Here is a 20617-nt window from a genome sequence, read left to right as displayed (position 1 = left end):
TCGGAACCCCGTGCACCCGCCCCGCCCCGCATGAGCGGCCTGCTGTGCTACTGCCGCGCCGGCTTCGAGCCGGAGCTCGCCGCCGAGCTGGGCGAGCGCGCCGCCGAAGCCGGCCACCACGGCTATGCCGCCGCCGGGCGCGGCAGCGGCTTCGTGCGCTTTCTCGTGCCCGATGGCGACGCGGCTGCGCTTTCGCGGGCCCTGCCCTGGCGCCAGCTGGTCTTCGCCCGGCAGAAACTGGTGCTGCTGGCCGAACTGCAGGGCATCGACACCGGCGACCGGATCGCGCCGCTGCTCGCGGCGCTGCGCGCGCACCGCGCCGAGGACCGCCCCGCCGGCCCGGCATTCGGCGCCCTGATGGTCGAGCATCCCGACAGCGATGAGGCCCGTCCGCTGGCCGGACTGGCACGCGCGCTCGGCAACGCGGCGCGACCGGCGTTGCGCAAGGCCGGGCTGCTGTCCGCGACCGATGATGCACGCCGCCCGCGCCTGCATGTCTGCCTGCTCGCCGGCGACCACATGCTGCTGGCGGTCGCGGACACCCGTGATGCGTCACCGTGGTCGATGGGCGTGCCGCGGCTGCGCCTGCACCGTGACGCGCCCTCGCGTTCGGCGCTGAAGCTCGAGGAGGCCTTCCTCACCCTGCTCGACGACGAAGAGCGCACACGCCTGCTGCGCCCGGGCATGGCCGCCGCCGACCTGGGCGCGGCGCCCGGCGGCTGGACCTGGGTCCTGCAGCGCGCCGGCCTGCACGTGACCGCGGTCGACAACGGGCCTCTGCGCGAGCACGTCCTGCTCGCGGGCGGCGTCGAACATCTGCGCGCCGACGGCTTCCACTGGCAACCGGCGCGCCCCCTGGAGTGGATGGTCTGCGACATGGTCGAGCAGCCGCGGCGTGTCGCCTCCCGCATGGCCACGTGGTTCCGCGAAGGCTGGTGCCGACAGGCGGTGTTCAACCTCAAGCTGCCGATGAAGAAGCGCTGGATGGAAACGGCCCTGTGCCTCGACGTCTTCCGGCGCGAGGCGCAGCGGCCGCTGGAACTGCGCGCGCGCCAGCTGTACCACGACCGGGAGGAGATCACCGTCCTGGCGATGCCCGCCGGCGGTTGAATCCCGGCCCGGCGTTCAGCGACCGGCAGATCAACGCAGACCGGGGCTTAATGATCGTGCCGTTAGCGTCCGACGTGGTCCCGCAACGGAAGACATGTCATGACACTCCACCCATTTCGCCCCGCAGCCGCGCACCCCCTCGTCTTCGCCCTTGCCGCCTGCACGCTGGTCGGCAGTGGCAGCCTGGCCGCACAAACCGTCGGCACCGCCGACGCCAGGAGCCGGACCACGGTTGATTCGAAGGCCGCCCACCAGGACGCCCGCGCCGCCGACCAGGACGCCCGCGACGCGCGGAACGCCGCACGCGAGGCCGCCGCGGAAAAGCGTGGCGGATCGATGACCGCGCATGGCCAGGCCCAGGCCGACTACAGCGCCTGGCAGGCGGACCAGGCCTCGCGCACCGCGGAGCGCGCAGCGCAGGAGGCCAGGCGTTCCGCCAACCAGGCCGGCGGCGCGAACGCCGCGACGCACGGCGGCACGGCGATGCCGGTCGAAGCGGCCGTCCGTTCCCGCCAGGCCGCCGGCAGCGCCAACGCCGCCGGCAGCGTTGCACGACAGGCGGCGCTCGAAGCCGAGGCCGCGGCCGAGACCGCCCGCGTGGCCACGGACACGCCGCCCACACCGCAGGTTCCGCAGCGGAAGCCGCCGACCGGGACCTACCCCAGCGAACCGCAGGTCACGATCACCTCCAGCACCCCGGACTCCGTGATCGGCGAATACCGGATCGACATGGCTGCGATGGACCGCAATGGCGACGGCGTCCTCTCGCGCGCCGAAGCCCGCGGCAACGCCACGCTGACCGCCGAGTTCAACGCCGTGGACAACAACAACGACGGCGCCCTCGACGCCCACGAGCTCAAGGGCTGGATGCGCTGATCCGCGCCGTGCGGCCGGGGCTCAGACTCCGGCCGCGCGGCGCCAGAGCGCGGCCGTCACCGGCGGCAAGCGCCCGGCGAGTCCCAGCGCATGTCCGCGCATCAGCACCGCGGCGGGTGAGTCGCTGGTGTAGACGCGGTTGATCGCGTCGAAGGCGTGGGCCGCCACGGTCGCCTCGCTGCGGCGCGCGCGGGCCCAGCGTGCGATGCGCTGGGGGGTGTCCCAGGCCTGCCGCCGTGCCAGCGCCGTGGCGACAGAGTCGCGCAGCGCCGTCACGTCGCGCAGGCCGAGGTTGACCCCCTGCCCCGCCAGCGGATGGACCACGTGCGCCGCATCGCCGATCAGCAGCACGCGACCCTCGGCATGGTTGTGTGCGAGCTGCAGGCGGAGCGGGAAGGCCGCGCGCGGCGAGCAGGGCTCGACCCGACCCAGCCGGCGGTCGAAGGCGCGCCCGAGCGCCGCACCGAACTCGGCATCGTCCATGGCCAGCGCGGCATCGGCCTCCGCGGTGGGCAGCGACCAGACGATCGAACAGCTGCCGTCCGCGAACGGCAGGAAGGCCAAGGGGCCACCCGGCAGGAAGCGCTGCCAGGCCGTGGCCTCATGGTCCCGCTCCGTGCGCACATAGCCGACGACACCGGACTGACCGTAGGCACGGCCGTGGACCTCGATGCCCGCGAGCCTGCGCAGCGTTGAACCGGCGCCGTCGGCCGCCAGGGCGATCCGCGCCGCCACCCTGCGACCATCGTCCAGGCGCAGGCGCACGCCGCGCTCGTCCTGTTCCAGTTCCTCCACCCGCGCCGGACAGCGCACCTCCACGCCGGCGCCCGGCAGGCAGGCCCAGAGGCGATCGACCAGCAGCACGTTCTCGACGATCCAGCCCAGCTCCCGGCGCCCCAGGCGATCGGCATCGAAGGCCAGCTCGCCACCTCCCGCCGCGTCCCAGACCCGCATCCGGCGGTAGGGCTGCAGACGGGTGGGGGCGCCGTCGCGGCCGCTGATGCCGGCCCAGGCGCCGATGTCGTCCAGCAGCGCGGCATTGTCGTGGGCGAAGGCGAACACGCGCAGGTCGGGCCGGGACTCCGACCACGCCGGCGGCGCGCGGCCTTCGACCAGCACCACCGACAGACCGAGCCGCGCCAGGGCCAGGGCCGCCGCGGCGCCGACCACGCCGCCACCGGCGACGGCGACATCGACCATGCCCCGGCTCATCGCGCCGCTCCGCTGCGGCAGGCATCCGGCACGTCGCCGCGGTAGCCCATGGCGCCACCGACCAGGCCCGCACGCAGGGAGGGCAGCGCCGCCAGCGCGACCAGTCCGGCGCTGCGCAGCAACGAGGCAGCGTGCCCCGGATTGGCGGTGATGCGCGCCAACCCATCGGAGAATTCGAGCGTGCGCCTGCGGTCCTCTTCGCGGCGCGCGACGTAGGCGGACAGCAACGAGGCCTCGCCCGGATCGCCTCCCCTGCGCGCGCAGGCGACCAGCAGTCCGGCCAGTGTCAGCGCATCGCGCAGGCCGAGGTTGAAACCCTGCGCGCCCACCGGGTGGATGCTCTGCGCGGCGTTGCCGACCAGCACGGCGCGCGTGGCCGCCAGCGCGGCGGCGCGCACCGCCACTGCCGGATACGCGCTGCGCGGTCCCACCGACAGAAGGCGACCAACCCGCCAGCCGAAGGCGTCCTGGACGCGCGCGAGGAAGCCGGTTTCATCCAGCGCCTTCACGGCCTCGGCGTCGGCCGCCGCGACGCCGTGCACCAGGCCCCAGGCACGATCGCCGCGCGGCAGCAGGGCGGTCGGGCCGTCGTCTCCCAGGCGCTCGTAGGCGGTCCCGTCGGGCGCGCGCGCCGCCCGCAGCCGCGCCACCATCAGGACCTGGCCGTAATCGTGGCGGCTGGCGCCGATGCCCAGCGCGTCGCGCACGCCGCTGGTCGCGCCGTCGGCCGCCACCACCAGCCGCGCGCGCATCCGCGGTGGCCCTTCGCCCGCGAGCTCCAGGACACGGCATCCGTCCCCGACAGCCCCGAATCCGGTGAAGCGGGTCCCGCGGTGCCGGACCAGGCCGGCCACGCCGGACAGCCGCGCCTCCAGCGCCTCGCCGAAATCCCGCGCCACCACCACCTGGCCGAAGGCCTCGCGGCCGTGTTCGGCGGCCTCCAGCAGGACGCGGCCGAAGTCGCCGCGGCGGCTCGCGTGGATGCGGACGATGGCGCCGGTGGGCGCGCGCAGGCGCTGCATCACGCCGAGCGCGGCGAGTGCGTTGACCGTGGCCTCGGCGAAGCTCAGGTTGCGCTCGTCGAAGACCGCCGGCATGGCCCCGGCCGGCGCCGCCTCGACCATGGCCACGTCCAGCCCGCTGCCTTCCAGCGCGATCGCCAGGCTGGCCCCGACCAGGCCGCCGCCGATGATCGCCACGTCGTGTATCGCCGTCATGCCGCCATGATACGGCCGCGACCGCCGCCATTCGCTAGAATGCCCGGACCATGCGATTCCCGCCGGAGCCTCCCGCGACATGAACACCACCCTGCAACGCGCCATCGTCCTGTCGCTGCTCGTGCTGCTGATGGCGGCCACGCGGAGCCACGTCTTCACCCACTTCACTCCGGTGCCGGACGCGTCCTGGGCGGTGTTCCTGATCGGCGGCTTCCATCTGCGCGCCTGGGCGCGCTGGGCGTTCCCGGCGCTGATGGCGCTGGCGGTGCTGATCGACTACGTGGTGATCAGCCGCCAGGGCATCGACTTCTTCTCGCACTACTGTGTCTCGCCGGGCTACTGGATGCTGGTCCCCGCGCACGCCGCGATGTGGGCCGGCGGCCACTGGCTGCGCAGCCGCTACGAAGGCGCGAGCGCGGCCGCCCTGGCGCGCGCCGCCATGGCCGTGGTCCTGGCCACCGCGGTCTGCCACCTGTTCGCGCAGGGCGGCTTCTACTGGCTGTCGCCCGCCGTCGCCGAACCGACCGTGGCCGGCTGGGCGGCCAACTACGGCCACTGGTTCCTGCCCTACCTCGGCGCCACCGCGATGTTCGTGGCCGTTGCCGCCATCGCCCAGGCGGTCTCCGAGGCGGTGGCGCGCCACGCCGCCCCCGCGCGGCGGCACGGACGCCGCTGAGCGCCGTGGGCAACCGCCTCTCGAAGATCTACACCCGCACCGGCGACGACGGCAGCACCGGGCTGGGCGACGGCAGCCGCATCGGCAAGGACTCGCTGCGGGTCGAAGCCTACGGAACCGTCGACGAGGCCAATTCCACCATCGGCGTGGTCCTCGCGGCGGAAGTTCCGGACCCGGTGCGCGACCTGTTGACCTCGATCCAGCACCAGTTGTTCGACCTCGGCGGCGAGCTCTGCATTCCGGGCCACGCCGCGATCGACGACGACGACATCACCCGCCTCGAGCAGCACCTGGACCACTACAACGCCGACCTGCCGCCGCTGAAGGAATTCATCCTTCCCGGGGGCGGCGAAGCCGCAGCGCGCTGCCACGTCGCGCGCACCGTCGTCCGCCGCGCGGAGCGCTGCGCTGTGGCGCTGGCGCGCGAGGAAGCCGTGCGGCCGCAGACCGTGCGCTATCTCAACCGCCTCTCGGACCTGCTGTTCGTGCTCTGCCGCGTGCTCGCGCGTTCGGGCGGCCATGACGAGGTCATCTGGCAACACGAGCGCCGCAAGGCCTGAGCCATGGGTGCGCCGCGGCTGTCGGTCTATACCCACGCCGCATGCTTCGCGCATGACCCCGGTCCCGGACACATCGAGTCTCCCGCCCGGCTCGGCGCCGTGGTGACCGCCCTGCGCGACCACGTTCCCGGCCTCGACTGGCGCGAGGCTCCGCGCGCCACCCGCGGCCAGCTGCTGCGCGTGCACGACCCATTGCTGCTGCACACCGTGCTGGAATCCGCGCACGAGGGCCCGGTACGGCTCGACCCCGACACCGTGCTCTCGCCCGGCACGCCCGAGGCGGCGCTGCGCGCGGCCGGCGCCGTGGTCGCGGCGGTGGACCTGGTCATGGCCGGCGAGGCGGAGACCGCCTTCTGTGCGGTCCGGCCGCCCGGCCATCACGCGATGCCGGCGCATGCGATGGGCTTCTGCCTGTTCAACAACGTGGCGGTGGGCGCTGCGCACGCGCTCGACCGGCATGGCCTGGCGCGGGTGGCGGTGGTCGACTTCGACATCCACCATGGCAACGGCACCCAGGCCATCTTCGCCGACGAGCCGCGCGTGCTCTATGCCAGCGCCCACGAGATGCCGCTGTTCCCGGATACCGGGCATCCGCGCGACCGCGGCATCGGCAACATGTACAACGCCGCGCTGCAGCCGGGCACCGGCAGCCATCGCTTCCGCGAAGCCTGGCGCGAACAGTTGCTCCCGGCGGTCGAGGGCTTCGAGCCGCAGCTGGTTCTGGTCTCGGCCGGCTTCGACGGCCACCGCGCCGACCCGGTGGCGCACATCGCGCTGGAAACAGACGACTTCGCCTGGCTCACGAGCGAGCTGGTGGACATCGCGCACCGCCACTCGGGCGGCCGCGTGGTCTCGGTGCTCGAGGGCGGCTACGACCTGCCCGCGCTGGCCGAATGCAGCATCGTCCACGCCCGCGCGCTGGCCGCCTGCATGCCGCGCTGAGGTGCCCGCCGTTCACCCGTCATGGATTGCCGCTGCACGGGCGATGCGGCAAGCTAGCCGCCGCCTTTCGCCCCCCGGGATCCTGCGTGCGCCAAGCCCTCCGCCTGCTCCCGCTGCCGCTGTGCATCGCCTGCGCACTGGCGGCGCACCATCCGGCCGCGGCGGCCGACGATGACATCGAGCCGGACTGGAGCCTGTGTCCGATCGTGGAGTCGGTGCCCGAGTTCCCGGATGCGCATCCGGCCACCGGCAGCCCGGCCGACCGCGCTTCGCTGCCCACCGACATCGCCGGCGACAGGCTCGCGGGCGTCGACGGCGAGAGCCTCGAATACTCCGGCAACGTGACCCTGCGCCGCGGCGACCAGTTCCTCGGCGCCGACAACCTCGAGTACCGCAGCGAGAGCTCGACCTACGTCGCGAGCGGCCGCGTCCGCTACCAGGACTCGGGCATGCGCCTGGTCGCCGAGCGCCTGGAGGGCGACCAGGAGGCCGACACCCACCGCGTCGACAACGTCACCTACCAGCTCACGGAGCGCCGCGGCAACGGTGGCGCCGAGCGCATCGAAATGAAGGGTGCGCAGGGAGCGCTCTACGGCTCCACCTATTCGACCTGCCCGCCCGACGACCGCTGGTGGGAGCTGCGCGCCGAGCGCATCGACATCGACAACGACGAGGGCCAGGGCATCGCCCGCAACGCCACCCTGCGCCTGGGCAAGGTGCCGGTGCTGTACGTTCCGCTCTTCGCCTTCCCCACCGACAACCGGCGCAGGACCGGCCTGCTGTATCCCAGCATCTCGTACTCCAGCCGCAACGGCTTCGACTGGCGCCAGCCGATCTACCTCAACCTGGCACCGCACTACGACATGACTCTGGAGCCGCGGTTGATGACCAGGCGCGGCCTGATGCTGGGCACGGAATTCCGCTACCGCACCCAGGGCGGCAGCGGCGTGTTCGACGTCGAACTGTTTCCCTCCGACCGGCTGGCGCGCGACGGCCGGCAGGACGAGATCGACCAGGGCATCCTGCCGGAGAATCGCCGCAAGGACGACCGCGGCATGTTCCGCTTCAGCGGCCAGCAGGCCGTCAACCGCCACTGGCAGGCGCGCACCAACCTGTCCTGGGCCAGCGATCCACGCTACCTCGAGGACTCCAGCAGCAACCTCCAGGGCCGCACCGACTTTTCGGTCAGGAGCGATCTCGGCGTCTATGGCCGCGGGCGCAGCTGGGACGCGGGGATCATGGCCGACTACTGGCAGCTGGGCGACTACACCCAGCCCGAGCGCGTCCTTCCCTACCATCGCCTGCCGCGCCTCTACGCCAACTGGGAGGACAGCTTCGGACGCTTCCTGGTGGCCGGCGCCTCGGCCGACCTCACCCGCTTCCAGCATGCCGACAGCCGCGCGCGGCCGGGCGGCAGCCGTCTGGACTTCAAACCCTGGGTGTCGATGCCGCTGGAGGGCGCAGCCTGGTACATCACCCCGACCCTGGCCTGGCGTTACACCGGCTACGAGCTCGAGGACGACCTGGCCCGACTGGTCGCCCAGGCCCAGGGCATCGCGCCCGACGCCTCACCCTCGCGCAGCCTGCCGATCACCACGGTCGATGCCGGGGTGTACTTCGATCGCACCCTGCTGTTCCGCGGCGAACAGCACCTGCAGACGCTGGAGCCGCGGCTCTTCTACCTCAACACGCCCTGGCGCGACCAGTCCGCGCTGCCGCTGCTCGACACCCAGGCCATGTCCTACAGCTGGGGCCAGCTGTTCCGGGACAACCGTTTCACCGGCGCCGACCGCCAGGCCGATGCCAACCAGCTCACCCTCGCCCTGACCACCCGCCTGGTCAACGCCGAGACCGGCCGCGAGAAGCTGGCTGCCAGCCTCGGCCAGATCCACTACTTCGAGGATTCACGCGTCGGTCTCGGCCCCGGCTCACCGGTCATCCGTGAAGGCCGGTCGGCCTGGATCGCCGACGCCAGCTACGAGATCAACGACCGCTGGAGCATCGGCGGAACCTATCACTGGAACCCGGCCTCCAGCCAGGAGGACCTGGCCAGCGTCCGCACCCGCTACCTGGTCGGCGACGACGGCGTGGTCAACCTGTCCTACCGCTACCGGCGCAACGCCGATACCCGGGCGGACCTCCTGGAGCAGGTGGATTTCTCGTTCCTCTACCCGCTGGATCCCTCGTGGAGCCTGGTCGGGCGCTACTATTATTCGCTGCTCGACAACCAGCTCCTCGAAGGCATCGCCGGAGTCCAGTGGGACAGCTGCTGCGTGGCCGCGCGCCTGGTGGCGCGTCGCTACGTGCGCAACTACCTTGGCGAGATGAACGACGCGATCCAGCTCGAGATCGAATTCAAGGGCCTCGGCTCGGCCGGCCCCAAAACGACCGACCGTTTGCGCCGTGCTATTCTCGGCTACCACCGCGAGGACCTCTACCTGGTGCCTCCGCCCGAAGTCCGCAACGACGACGGCATCCCGCCCCCGGCCGACGTGTCCCCATGAAGAAGCCACTCCTTTCCCTCGCCTTCGCCCTGGCCCTCGTCGTCCTTGCAGTCCCCGCGATCGCGCAGGACGTGCAGCCGATCGACGGCATCGCCGCGATCGTCGACGAGGACGTGATCCTGCAGAGCGAGCTGGAACGTGCGGTGCGGAACATCGTCACCCAGTACGCCGGCCGCGCCGACCAGTTGCCGCCAGGACCCGTGCTTCGCCGCCAGGTGCTCGAGCGCCTGATCCTGGTGCAGCTGCAGACCGCGCGCGCCAAGGCCACCGGCGTGCGGGTCTCGGAAGAGGAGCTCGACGCCGCGATCGCCGCGATCGCCCGCCAGAACAACCTGACGCCCGACCAGCTGCGCCAGCAGCTGGCGATGGAAGGCGTGTCCTTCGGCGAGTTCCGCGCCTCGCTCGGCGACGAACTCGCCATCCAGCGGCTGCGCCAGCGCTTCGCCCAGAGCACGATCGTGGTCACCGAGGGCGAGGTCGATGCGGCGATGGCCAACCAGGCGGTTGGCAGCCAGTACCGGCTCGCGAACATCCTGGTGGCCCTGCCCAGCGGCGCCACGCCCGAGCAGATCGCGGTGGGCCAGGAGAAGATCGACGGCATCAAGGATCTGCTGGACCGCGGCGAGATGGACTTCGCGGCTGCGGCCGTGCGCTATTCCGACAGCCCCAACGCCCTGGAAGGCGGCGACCTCGGCTGGCGCAGCGCCGACGAGATCCCCTCGGCGTTCAGCGGCATCGTGGGCAGCATGCAGCCCGGGCAGGTGCTCGGCCCGGTTCGGGGCCCGAGCGGCTTCCAGCTGCTGCAGCTCGTCGATATCCGCGATGCGGGCGCCGCCGGTGCGCAGATGGTCACCCAGTACAACGCGCGCCACATCCTCGTCCGGGGCGACGACCAGGCGGCCAAGGCCCGGATCGACGCCATCCGCGCGCGGATCGACGGCGGCGAGGAGTTCACGGCCGTCGCCCGCGACACCTCGGAGGACTCGATCTCCCGCGACAGCGGCGGCGACCTCGGCTGGTTCGCGCATGAGACCTTCGGCCCGCAGTTCGGCGACCAGGTGGTGGCGCTGCGCGACGGCGAGGTCTCCGAACCCTTCCGCACCCAGGCCGGCTGGCACATCATGCAGCGCGTGGCCACGCGCCAGACGGACGTCGGCACCGAAAGTCGCCGCAACCAGGTCCGGGAGACGATCGGCCAGCGCAAGCTGGAGGACGAATGGAACCGCTTCCTGCGCGAGATGCGCAGCGAGGCCTTCATCGACATCCGTCCCGCCTCCGGAGCCGCCGGCACCTGAGATGCAAGGTCCGCGGCTCGCGCTGGTCCCGGGAGAGCCGGCCGGCGTCGGGCCGGAGCTGTGCGCACGCGCGCTGCAGCAGCGCTGGGACGCCCGGCTGGACATCTTCGGCGACGGTGCCGTGCTGGTGGACGCCGCGCGCCGCATCGGCCTGCCCCTGGAACGCAGTGCGCCGGACCTCCTGAGGGCACCGGGCGGCGAGTTCGTCCTGCACCACCTGCCCACGGCCACCGCCGCCGCGCCCGGCCGGCCGGAACCCGTGAATGCGGCCTCCACCGTGGGCGCGCTGCTCGCGGCCGCGGATGCCTGCAGCGCCGGCCATTGCCTGGGCATGGTCACCGGGCCTGTGCACAAGGCCGCGATCAATGACGGCGGCATCGCCTACACCGGCACCACCGGCCTGCTCGCCCGGCACACCGGTTGCGATACCGTGATGATGCTCGCCAACCCGACCATGCGCGTGGCGCTGGTCACGGAACACCTGCCCCTGCGCGAGGTCGCCGACGCGCTGACGCCGGCCCGGCTGGAACGCACGCTGCGGATCCTGCACGCCGCCCTGCGCGAGGGCTTCGACATCCCCGATCCGGTGATCGCGATCCTGGGCCTGAACCCGCACGCGGGCGAGGACGGCCACCTCGGCCGCGAGGAGATCGAGGTCATCCAGCCCGTGCTCGCCCGGCTGCGCAACGAAGGCATGCATCTCGAAGGGCCGCTGCCGGCCGACACCGCGTTCCTTCCTGCGAAGCTGGCGGACTTCGACGCCGTCCTTGCCATGTACCACGACCAGGGCCTGCCGGTACTCAAGCACAGCGGCTTCGAGCAGGCGGTCAACATCAGCCTGGGCCTGCCGTGGCCGCGGGTCGCGGTGGACCATGGCACCGCACTCGACCTGGCCGGCAGCGGCAAGGCCGACCCGTCGAGCCTGTTCGCGGCCATCGAAACCTGCACCCGCCTGGCCCGGGCGCGCACCGCCAGGGAGCGGACCGCATGAATCCGCACGAAACCCACGACGGCCGCTTCCGCGAACCGGCCAAGAAGGCCCTGGGCCAGCACTTCCTGCACGAGCGCGGCGTGGTCGACCGGATCATCCTCGCCGTCGATCCGAAGCCGGGCGACCGCATCGTGGAGATCGGTCCCGGCCAGGGCGCGATGACCTTCCCCCTGCTCGAGCGCCACGGCCACCTGACCGCGATCGAGTTCGACCGGGACCTGCTGGCGCCGCTCGCCGTGCGCGCCCGAGAGCACGGCGAGCTCGAGCTGATCCACGCCGACGTGCTCGACGTGGACTTCACCGCCCTTGCCGGCGGCACGCCGCTGCGCCTGGTCGGCAACCTGCCCTACAACCTGTCCTCGCCGATCCTCTTCCATGCCCTCGACCACGCCGCCGCCGTGCGCGACATGCATTTCATGCTGCAGAAGGAAGTGGTCGACCGCATGGCGGCCGCGCCTGGCAGCAAGGTCTACGGCCGGCTGAGCGTGATGCTGCAGGCGTGGTGCCGGGTCACCGCGCTGTTCGACGTCGGTCCGGGCGCATTCAGGCCTCCGCCCAAGGTCGACTCGGCGGTGGTGCGACTGGTGCCGCGCGATCCGGCCGAAGTCGGCATCGACGACCCGGCGCGCTTCGCGGCGATCGTCCGCGCGGCCTTCGGTCAGCGCCGCAAGACCCTGCGCAACGCGCTGCAGGCACTGTGCTCGGGCGAGGAGATCGCCGCCGCCGGAGTCGACCCGTCGCTGCGCGCCGAGCAGCTTTCGGTCCCGGACTTCGTGCGCCTGGCCAATGCGCTGCCCGCGGCGTAGTCCAAGTATTCACGCCCAGCGCTTACACTCGCACGATGGACGAGACTGCCGACTACACCCTTGAAATCCAGATCGCCACGCGCTTCCTGCCCGAGGAATCCGCGCCCGAGGACGATCGCTATGTCTTCGCCTACACCATCCGCATCCGCAACCTCGGCCGCTACGCGGCACAGCTGCTCGACCGCCACTGGGTGATCACCGACGGCAACGGTCATGTGGAAGAGGTCCGCGGCGACGGCGTCGTCGGCGAACAGCCGCGGATCGAGCCGGGCGACCAGTTCACCTATACCTCGGGCGCGGTGCTCGAGACCGCGGTCGGCACCATGGAAGGCAGCTACGGCATGGTGGGCGACGACGGCACCCGCTTCGACGCGCCGATCCCGCCGTTCACCCTCGCCGTCCCGCGCACGCTGCACTGATGGCGGTCTGGGCGATCGGCGACCTCCAGGGCTGCCTGGGGCCCACCGAGCGGTTGCTCGGGCGCATCGGTTTCGATCCCGCGCGCGACCGCCTGTGGTTCTGCGGCGACCTGGTCAACCGCGGCGGCGAATCGCTGGAAACACTGCGCCTGGTGCATTCGCTGCGCGACAGCGTGGAAGTCGTGCTCGGCAACCACGACCTGTCCCTGCTGGCCATCGCCGAGCGACGCGAGGCCGACCAGCGCAAGGTCAATCCCGACCTCCAGCGCGTGCTGTTCGCGCCGGACCGCGACCAGCTCCTGGACTGGCTGCGCGCTCGCCCCCTGGTGCACGCCGACCGCGAACTCGGCTGGATGATGGTGCACGCCGGCCTGGCGCCGAAGTGGACGGCCGACGATGCCCTGGCCATGGCCGCCGAGGTCGAGCGCGTGCTCCGGGGGAACAACCGCCAGGGCCTGCTGCGCAACATGTACGGTGACCGCCCGGCGTGGTCGAGTGGCCTCCGCGGCATCGACCGCCAGCGCGCGATCATCAACGTCTTCACCCGGATGCGCTATTGCAGTCCGCGCGGCCGCATCGCGTTCGAGGAGAAGGGCGCGCCGGGCACGCAGCAGCCGGGACTCTATCCCTGGTACTCCGTGCCGGGGCGCGTCGAGCGCGGCATGAAGCTGGTCTGCGGCCACTGGTCGACGCTGGGGCTGTTCATCGGCCACGGCGTGCATGCCATCGACACGGGCGCGGTCTGGGGCGGCAAGCTGACGGCGCTGAGGCTCGACTCCGAGGAGCTGTGCGTGGTGCAGGTCCCGGGCAAGCCGCAGGGCTGAGGATCCTGCGCGGACGGATGCAGCGTCAGGCGCGACGGTATTCGACGAATTCGAAGGCGAAGGCGTGGCGGCCGTCGGCCGCGTGCGGCACGCGTGAAGCGACGGTCCATCCATCGCGATCGAACGTGGGGAAGAAGGCATCGGCATCGCGCACCACGGTATCGACGTGGGTCAGCTGCATCACCGAGGCATGCGGCAGCGCAAGCGCATAGACCCCGGCGCCGCCGATCACGCACAGCTCGCCCATGCCGTCGTCGGCCGCGATCGCCAGTGCCCGGTCCAGCGAATCCACGGCCTCCATGCCCTCGAACGGGACGCGCCCGCTGCGCGTCAGCACCAGGTTGCGCCGCTTCGGCAGCGCGCGGCCCAGCGATTCGGCGGTCTTGCGGCCCATCAGGATCGGCTTCCCGAGCGTCAGTGCCTTGAAGTGCGCGAAGTCGTCGGGGAGGTGCCACGGCAGTGCGTTGCCGCGGCCGATGGCCAGTCGCCGGTCGACTGCGGCCACCAGCACGATCACGGGGGGCTCCGCACGGGTCGGCATGCTCAGACCGCCACCGGCGCCCTGATGGCGGGCGCGGGGTCGTAGCCCTCGATCGCGATGTCGTCGAAGGTGAAGGCGAAGATGTCGTCCACCGCCGGGTTCAGCACCAGTCTGGGCAGCGGCCGCGGCTCGCGCGCGAGCTGCTCGCGCGCCTGGTCGTAGTGATTGGAGTACAGGTGCGCATCGCCCAGCGTATGCACGAAGTCGCCCACGCCCAGGCCGGCCACCTGCGCCACCATGTGCGTCAGCAGCGCATAGCTTGCGATGTTGAAGGGCACGCCGAGGAAGATGTCGCCGCTGCGCTGGTAGAGCTGGCAGCTGAGTTTCCCGTCGACGACATAGAACTGGAACAGCGCGTGGCAGGGCTGCAGCGCCATCGCCGGCAGGTCGGCGACGTTCCAGGCGCTGACGACCAGCCGGCGGGAGTCCGGATTGCGGCGGATCTCGTCGATCACCCACCGGATCTGGTCGATCTCGCCGCCGCGACCGTCCGCCCAGCGTCGCCACTGCTTGCCGTAGACCGGGCCGAGCTCGCCGTCGGCGTCGGCCCATTCGTCCCAGATCGTGACCCCGTTCTCGCGCAGGTAAGCGGTATTGGTCTCGCCCTTCAGGAACCACAGCAGCTCGTGCACGATCGAGCGCAGGTGCAGCTTCTTGGTGGTGACCAGAGGAAAGCCTTCACCGAGATCGAAGCGCATCTGCCAGCCGAATACGCTGCGCGTGCCGGTGCCCGTGCGATCGGCCTTCTCGGCACCGTGTTCGAGGACGTGGCGCAGGAGGTCGAGGTACTGGCGCATGCGTTGGGCTCCGGGAGGCTCGGGCGGTTCGTCGGGCGGGTCGGGCGAGTTCGTCGCCGCTGTGGCGGCTCCTACAGCGGTCCGGGCGGGGGCGGGGAACCGGCGGCACGCGGCGGCACCGGCTGCAGCGTCGGCGCACGCCGTGAGCGCCACAGCCAGTACAGGCCGAACAGGATCAGCGGCGTACTCAGCACCTGGCCCATGGTCAGCCAGCCGAAGGCCAGGTAGCCGATGTGGGCATCGGGTTCGCGCACGAACTCGACCAGGAAGCGGAACGCTCCGTAGAGCAGCGCGAACAGGCCGGAGACGGCATAGCGCGGCCGCGGCCGGCTGGAGAACCACCACAGCACCGCGAACATCACCACGCCCTCGAGGAAGGCCTGGTAGAGCTGCGAGGGATGGCGTGCGTACTGCTCCAGTTGGCCGGCCTGATGCAGCGCGCGCAACGCCGCGTCGTCCAGGAAGGCCAGGTCCTGCGGCAGCGCACCGCGGAACACGGTCGCCCAGGGCAGGTCGCTCGGCTTGCCCCAGAGCTCGCCGCCGATCCAGTTGCCGATGCGGCCGAAGCCCAGGCCCAGCGGCACCAGCGGCGCCACGAAATCCATGGTGTCGAAGAAGTGCAGCCCGCGCGCGCGCGACCAGAGCCAGGACGCCAGCAGCACGCCCAGCAGGCCGCCGTGGAAGCTCATGCCGCCCTCCCAGATGCGGAACAGCATCGTGGGATCGTCCAGGAAGTCGCCGAAGGAATAGAACAGCACCGAACCCATGCGCCCGCCGAGGACCACGCCGAGCATCCCGTAGAACATCAGGTCGCCGAACCCCGCCTCGTCCACGCCCGGCAGGCGCCCGGCGCGGATGCGCGCCCGTCCCAGCAGCCAGGCACCGAGGAAGGCCAGCGCGTACATCAGCCCGTACCAGTGCACGGCAGGCGCGAAACTCCGGCCGAACAGCGGGAAGGCCGGGGCCTGGATCGCGACGGGGTCGATCAGGTGCAGGATGCTCATGCCGGCCTCATTCGCTGGCGACGCCCTTCAGGGCACGGCGCTTGGCCCACAGGTTGAGGCCTTCGACGAAGGCGGAGAACGCCATCGAGCCGTAGATATAGCCGCGCGGGATGTGCAGGTCGAAGCCTTCGGTGAGGAGATAGGCGCCGATCAGCACGATGAACGCCAGCGCCAGCATCTTCACCGTCGGATTGTTGTCGATGAAGCGGCCCAGGGGCTGCGCGGCCAGCAGCATCACCCCCACCGCCACCAGGATCGCGATCACCATCACCGGCACGTACTCGGCCGCCATGCCGACCGCCGCGATCACCGAGTCCAGCGAGAACACGATGTCGATCACGGCGATCTGGGCGATCACCATGCCGAACGAGGTCGCCGCCTTGCCGACCCCGTCGACGTCCTCATGCTCGCCGACCACCAGCGAGCGGATTTCCATCACGCCCTTCACGATCAGGAACAGGCCGCCGAGGATCAGCACCAGGTCGCGGATCGAGATGCCCTGGCCGAACAGCGTGAACAGGTCGCTGGTCAGCCCGGCCAGCCAGGCCAGCGTCAACAGCAGGCCGATGCGGGTGATGCAGGCCACGGCGATGCCGAACTTGCGCGCGAACTCGCGCTTCTCGATCGGCAGCCGGCTGACCGCGATCGAGATGAACACCAGATTGTCGATGCCGAGCACGATCTCGATCGTGGACAGCGTGACCAGCAGGATCCACACCTGCGGGTCGGAAAGGAATTCGATCACTGCCTGCATTGCCTGCCTGTCCTTCGGGAGTCTCTTGCCGTGCCCTGCACGGGGGTCATGTCAGCCGGGGCCAGAGCAGAGCGCCCCAGACCAGAAGCACGTTGATCATCAGCACGAACACCGCCGCCGAACCCATGTCCTTGGCCCGGCCCGCAAGTTCGTGGTGTTCGTCGCCATAGCGGCCGATCACGGCCTCGATGGCGGAATTCAGCAGTTCCACCGCCAGCACCGGAACCAGGCAGCCGACCAGCAGCGCGCGCTCGACGCCGTCCTGCCCCAGCCACCACCCCAGCGGCGCCAGGACCGCGAACAGGCAGACCTCGAGCCGGAACGACGACTCGTGCAGCCAGGCGGCGCGCAGGCCCTGCAGCGACCACCGGGTCGCCTTGAGCATGCGCGCCGGGCCGCGGGGAAGGTGTCCGGTCTGGTCGGCCATCGCGTCGCAACCGCTCAGCGCGGACCGCTGCGATTCAGGGAGGCGACCGGCCGTGCGTGCGCACGGCCTGCGTCGGGAGCGCGGACGCCGCAGGGGCGCCGCCGGGATGGGAACTGCATGCGAATCAGCCGCCGCGTCCGATCGGAAGCGGGCAATTTTGCCACATCCCGGCAACTGCCGGGGCGCGCGCCGGGTCGCGCTACTGCTGACGCAGCGCCTCGATCGGATCGAGCATCGAGGCCTTGCGCGCCGGGTAGTAGCCGAAGAACAGGCCGGTGGCCACCGAGAATCCGGCCGCAAGCGCCACCACCTGGCCGTTCAGCACCACCGGCAGGTCCCCGAAGCGGCCGACCAGCAGCGCGCCCACGACGCCGATCACGATGCCCAGGGCGCCTCCGACCAGCGACAGCAGCATGGCCTCGGCCAGGAACTGCCGGCGCACGTCCGAGGGCCCGGCGCCGACCGCCATGCGCAGCCCGATCTCGCGGATCCGCTCGGTCACCGACACCAGCATGATGTTCATGATCCCGATGCCGCCGACGATCAGCGAAATGCTCGCCACCGCACCCAGCAGCAGCGACATCAGCCGCGTGGTGGCAGTACGGGTGGCCACGATCTCGGAAATGTTGCGCACGCTGAAGTCATCCTCCTGCCCGGGGCCGATACGGTGGCGCTGGCGCAGCAGCGATTCGACCTCGCCCTGCACGTAGCCGAGGTCGTCGGCGTCGGCGACGGTCAGCGCGACCTGCATCACCGCGCCCGGCGGCAGGCCCATCGAGCCAAGCAGCCGGCGCCGCGCGGTCTGCATCGGCACCATCATCACGTCGTCCTGGTCCTGGCCCCAACCGCCCTGCCCCTTCGGCTCCAGGGTGCCCACGACCACGAAGGGCACGCGCCCCAGGCGCACGGTCTGCCCGATCGCCGGCTCGTCGCCGAACAGTTCGCGGCGCACGGTCTCGCCCAGGATCACTTCCTTGGCCGCACCGCTGTAGGCCTGCGCCTCGAAGCCCGCGCCCTCGGCGATCACCCAGCCGTTGATGTCGAAGTAGTCGGGCTGCACGCCCTGCCAGCTGCTGGACCAGTTGCTTTCGGCGAACACCACCTGGGTGTTGCCACGCAGCGAGCCGGCGACGTACTGCACCTCCGGGATGTCCTCGCGGATCGCATCGACGTCACCCTCGGTGAGCGTGTAGAAGCTCGATGAACTGAGACGCACGCCGCCCGGCCCGCGGCGCGAGCCCGGAGAGATGTCCAGGCGCTGCGAGCCCAGGCCCGAAACCATCTTGTCGATCTCCGACTGCGTGCCCTGCCCCACCGAGACCATCACGATCACCGCGGCGATGCCGATGATCACGCCCAGCGAGGTGAGCACGCTGCGCATCCAGTTGCCGCGCAGTGCATGGATGGCGGTGCGCAGGACGTCGCTGAACCTCATGCCGCGACCTCCGCGCGCTCGGGATGAAGCTCACCGTCGCGGATGATGTAGGTGCGGTCGGCGTGCGCGGCCACCTCGGCGTCGTGGGTGATCAGCACCACGGTGTGGCCCTCGTCGCGGAGGCGCTTGAACAGCGCCAGGATCTCCTCGCCGGTCTTCGAATCCAGGGCGCCGGTGGGTTCGTCCGCCAGCAGCAGCGGCGGCCGGTTGACCAGCGCGCGCGCGATCGCCACGCGCTGCTGCTGGCCGCCCGAAAGCTCGCTCGGACGATGGCCGCTGCGTTCGCCGAGACCCACGGCCTCCAGCACGTCCTTCGCCATGCGCTGGCGCTCGGCCGGCGGCACGCGAGCGTAGGCCAGCGGCATCGCCACGTTGTCGAGCGCGGTCATGCGCGGCAGCAGGTGGAAGCCCTGGAACACGAATCCGATCCTGTCGCGGCGCAAAGCCGCCAGCCCTTCCGCATCGAGCGTGGACACGTCCACGCCGTCGCAGAGGTAGCTGCCGCTTCCGGGCGTGTCCAGGCAACCGATGAGGTTCATCAGCGTCGACTTGCCCGAGCCCGACGGCCCCATGATGGCGACGAAGGCGCCACGCTCGATGCGCAGGTCGACGTCGCGCAGGGCCACCACCTCGGCCTCGGTGCCCGCGGAATAGACCTTGCCCAGGCCCCGGGTCTCGATGATCGGCACCCCGGCGTTCATCGTGCTGCGCGCTCCCCGGTGATCAGGAGATCGCCGGCCTGCAGACCGCCCGAGACTTCGGTCGCGGTGCCGTCGGTGGCACCGATGCGGACCAGTACCGGCTCCGGACGGCCGTCGGCCAGGCGGTAGACCACGGCGCGCGTGGCGCCGACCAGGCCGGCGATGGCGGCGTCCCAGCGCTGCGCCTGGGTCTCGTCCAGGCTCGCGCGGAAGGTGGCGAAGTCCTCACGGTAGCGCTGCAGCATGCGCTGCCGCAGTTGCGAAGCCATCGCACCCGACGGCCCTCCGCCGCGGACGACGGTGACGCCCGGACCCGGGCCGCCATTGGCGCCGGCGGGCGGTGCCGCACGGCGGGCCTGCTGGCGGGCTTCGACGGCGGCGACGGCCTCGTCGAAGGCGGCCTGCTGCGCCGGCGAAAGTTCCAGTACCGCGGCCTCGCGGCGGAGGTCTCCGGTGACGCCGCCACGCGCGCCGCCCGCGGGCATCGCCGGCGACGCGCCCTCGGCCGCCGTGGGCTTGTAGCGTAGCGCCGCATTCGACACCTTGAGCACGCCGTCCCGGCGACTGACCTCGATTTCCGCGTTCACGGTCAGCCCCGGCAGCAGCGTGCCTTCGCTGTTGTCCACCGTGACCACCACCGGATAGGTCACCACGTTGCTGGTATTGGTGGCGCTCAACCGCACCTGGTCGACCACGCCTCGGAACTGCTGGTCGGGGAAGGCGTCGGCGGTGAAGCTCACGCCCTGGCCGGACTGGACCTGGCCGATGTCGGCCTCGTCCACGGCCAGCTCGATCTTCATCTTCGACAGGTCCTCGGCGATGGTGAACAGCTCCGGCGCCTGCAGGCTGGCGGCGACCGTCTGGCCGGGCTCGATGGTGCGGGTGAGCACCACTCCCTCCACCGGCGAGCGGATCACGGTGCGCTCGAGGTTGATGCGCGCGGTCCGGGTGGAGGCGGACTGCTGGTTGATCTGTGCCTCCGCCGACGCGACCTGGGCGCGTGCCTGGTCGAGCGCGGCGCGCGCGAGATCGACGTCGCTGCGCGCCACCAGCCGGCGTTCGCCGAGCTCGGCCTTGCGCGCGTGGTCCAGCTCGGCGTTGCGCAGGTTCGCCTGCGCCTGGTCGAGGCCCGCACGGGCGCTGGCGATCTGCGCGGAGCCCTGCTCGATCTGTGCCTGGTAGGTGCTGGGATCGATACGCGCGATCACCTGGCCCTGCTCGACCCTGTCGTTGAAATCAGCCAGGACCTCGGTCACCTGTCCGGAGATCTGGCTGCCCACGACCACCGTCGAGATCGCGCTGAGGGTGCCGGTGGCCGAGATGGCGACGCGGATGTCCCCCTCCTCCACCTCCACCGTGCGCCAGGTGCCGGTCTCCGCGGCGGCGTTGCGCTGGGCGTAGTACCAGCCGCCGGCGGCAAGGACCAGGACGGTGACGACGATGGCGGCGATGCCCTTGCGGGGGCGGGTTGCTGCACGGGGGCGGTGGCTCATTCTCTGCGGGATCCTGACGGAACTGCAGAGGCT

At 71.4% G+C, this 20617-nt stretch carries 21 protein-coding genes; 11 read left to right on the top strand and 10 right to left on the bottom strand.

Annotated features, from left to right (window positions below; genetic code table 11):
- Positions 1-30 precede the first annotated feature (30 nt).
- Positions 31-1110 (top strand): 23S rRNA (cytidine(2498)-2'-O)-methyltransferase RlmM, encoded by a 1080-nt coding sequence (gene rlmM, locus FPZ22_RS10440; protein ID WP_144892761.1) that lies wholly within the window; start codon positions 31-33, stop codon positions 1108-1110.
- 99 nt (positions 1111-1209) lie between these two features.
- Positions 1210-1986: a hypothetical protein gene (locus FPZ22_RS14110; protein WP_246120693.1), complete on the top strand. Its 777-nt coding sequence runs from the start codon at positions 1210-1212 to the stop codon at positions 1984-1986.
- A gap of 21 nt (positions 1987-2007) precedes the next feature.
- Here the strand turns inward: FPZ22_RS14110 and FPZ22_RS10430 are convergent, their stop codons facing one another.
- Entirely contained in the window at positions 2008-3198 is a 1191-nt protein-coding gene (locus FPZ22_RS10430; protein WP_144892759.1) for an FAD-dependent oxidoreductase, read from the bottom strand.
- Complete coding sequence (gene ubiH / locus FPZ22_RS10425) at positions 3195-4415, bottom strand: 2-octaprenyl-6-methoxyphenyl hydroxylase (protein ID WP_144892757.1); 1221 nt, start codon at positions 4413-4415, stop codon at positions 3195-3197. The genes FPZ22_RS10430 and ubiH overlap by 4 nt, the downstream gene beginning before the upstream one ends.
- Positions 4416-4494: 79 nt before the next feature.
- Here ubiH and FPZ22_RS10420 point away from each other — a divergent pair, with 79 nt between their 5' ends.
- The 9 genes from FPZ22_RS10420 to FPZ22_RS10380 all read left to right on the top strand — a co-directional run bounded on the left by FPZ22_RS10420 (position 4495) and on the right by FPZ22_RS10380 (position 13432).
- On the top strand, positions 4495-5091 hold the full coding sequence (locus FPZ22_RS10420) for a hypothetical protein (protein WP_144892755.1): 597 nt from the start codon (positions 4495-4497) through the stop codon (positions 5089-5091).
- A 5-nt stretch (positions 5092-5096) separates the two neighbouring features.
- A complete protein-coding gene (locus tag FPZ22_RS10415; RefSeq protein WP_144892753.1) occupies positions 5097-5651 on the top strand; it encodes a cob(I)yrinic acid a,c-diamide adenosyltransferase in 555 nt (184 codons plus the stop codon).
- 18 nt (positions 5652-5669) lie between these two features.
- Positions 5670-6593 carry a histone deacetylase family protein gene (locus FPZ22_RS10410; RefSeq protein ID WP_144894128.1) on the top strand — a complete coding sequence of 308 codons (924 nt, stop codon included), beginning with the start codon at positions 5670-5672 and terminating at the stop codon, positions 6591-6593.
- An 86-nt stretch (positions 6594-6679) separates the two neighbouring features.
- Positions 6680-9097 (top strand): LPS-assembly protein LptD, encoded by a 2418-nt coding sequence (lptD, locus tag FPZ22_RS10405; RefSeq protein WP_246120692.1) that lies wholly within the window; start codon positions 6680-6682, stop codon positions 9095-9097.
- Positions 9094-10392 carry a peptidylprolyl isomerase gene (locus FPZ22_RS10400; RefSeq protein WP_144892749.1) on the top strand — a complete coding sequence of 433 codons (1299 nt, stop codon included), beginning with the start codon at positions 9094-9096 and terminating at the stop codon, positions 10390-10392. The genes lptD and FPZ22_RS10400 overlap by 4 nt, the downstream gene beginning before the upstream one ends.
- 1 nt (position 10393) lies before the next feature.
- Positions 10394-11383 (top strand): 4-hydroxythreonine-4-phosphate dehydrogenase PdxA, encoded by a 990-nt coding sequence (gene pdxA / locus FPZ22_RS10395; protein WP_144892747.1) that lies wholly within the window; start codon positions 10394-10396, stop codon positions 11381-11383.
- Positions 11380-12189, top strand: a complete 810-nt coding sequence (rsmA, locus tag FPZ22_RS10390) for a 16S rRNA (adenine(1518)-N(6)/adenine(1519)-N(6))-dimethyltransferase RsmA (RefSeq protein WP_144892745.1) — start codon at positions 11380-11382, stop codon at positions 12187-12189. The genes pdxA and rsmA overlap by 4 nt, the downstream gene beginning before the upstream one ends.
- A gap of 35 nt (positions 12190-12224) precedes the next feature.
- Positions 12225-12608 (top strand): Co2+/Mg2+ efflux protein ApaG, encoded by a 384-nt coding sequence (gene apaG, locus FPZ22_RS10385; protein ID WP_144892743.1) that lies wholly within the window; start codon positions 12225-12227, stop codon positions 12606-12608.
- Positions 12608-13432: a symmetrical bis(5'-nucleosyl)-tetraphosphatase gene (locus FPZ22_RS10380; RefSeq protein WP_144892741.1), complete on the top strand. Its 825-nt coding sequence runs from the start codon at positions 12608-12610 to the stop codon at positions 13430-13432. The genes apaG and FPZ22_RS10380 overlap by 1 nt, the downstream gene beginning before the upstream one ends.
- A gap of 25 nt (positions 13433-13457) precedes the next feature.
- Here FPZ22_RS10380 and FPZ22_RS10375 read toward each other — a convergent pair whose 3' ends face one another.
- From FPZ22_RS10375 to FPZ22_RS10340, 8 genes are all read right to left on the bottom strand, one after another.
- Positions 13458-13973, bottom strand: a complete 516-nt coding sequence (locus tag FPZ22_RS10375; RefSeq protein WP_144892739.1) for a dihydrofolate reductase — start codon at positions 13971-13973, stop codon at positions 13458-13460.
- Positions 13974-13975: 2 nt separating this feature from the next.
- Complete coding sequence (locus tag FPZ22_RS10370) at positions 13976-14770, bottom strand: thymidylate synthase (RefSeq protein WP_144892737.1); 795 nt, start codon at positions 14768-14770, stop codon at positions 13976-13978.
- Between the two features lie 71 nt (positions 14771-14841).
- Complete coding sequence (gene lgt / locus FPZ22_RS10365) at positions 14842-15774, bottom strand: prolipoprotein diacylglyceryl transferase (RefSeq protein ID WP_144892735.1); 933 nt, start codon at positions 15772-15774, stop codon at positions 14842-14844.
- Positions 15775-15781: 7 nt separating this feature from the next.
- On the bottom strand, positions 15782-16528 hold the full coding sequence (locus FPZ22_RS10360) for a TerC family protein (protein WP_144892733.1): 747 nt from the start codon (positions 16526-16528) through the stop codon (positions 15782-15784).
- Positions 16529-16574: 46 nt separating this feature from the next.
- Positions 16575-16955, bottom strand: coding sequence for a diacylglycerol kinase (locus FPZ22_RS10355; RefSeq protein WP_144892731.1), 381 nt, complete (start codon positions 16953-16955; stop codon positions 16575-16577).
- A gap of 199 nt (positions 16956-17154) precedes the next feature.
- On the bottom strand, positions 17155-18390 hold the full coding sequence (locus FPZ22_RS10350) for an ABC transporter permease (protein ID WP_144892729.1): 1236 nt from the start codon (positions 18388-18390) through the stop codon (positions 17155-17157).
- The gene (locus FPZ22_RS10345) at positions 18387-19091 is read right to left on the bottom strand and encodes an ABC transporter ATP-binding protein (RefSeq protein WP_144892727.1); all 705 of its coding nucleotides are present in this window, start codon (positions 19089-19091) and stop codon (positions 18387-18389) included. Before FPZ22_RS10345 ends, FPZ22_RS10350 begins: the two co-directional genes overlap by 4 nt.
- Positions 19088-20584: an efflux RND transporter periplasmic adaptor subunit gene (locus FPZ22_RS10340; RefSeq protein WP_144892725.1), complete on the bottom strand. Its 1497-nt coding sequence runs from the start codon at positions 20582-20584 to the stop codon at positions 19088-19090. The genes FPZ22_RS10345 and FPZ22_RS10340 overlap by 4 nt, the downstream gene beginning before the upstream one ends.
- Between the last annotated feature and the right edge of the window lie 33 nt (positions 20585-20617).

This window comes from Luteimonas granuli (assembly GCF_007795095.1).
GTDB classification, from domain to species: domain Bacteria; phylum Pseudomonadota; class Gammaproteobacteria; order Xanthomonadales; family Xanthomonadaceae; genus Luteimonas; species Luteimonas granuli.
The sequence above is the reverse complement of the archived record's forward strand: the minus strand, read 5'-3'. Positions and strand labels throughout refer to the sequence as shown.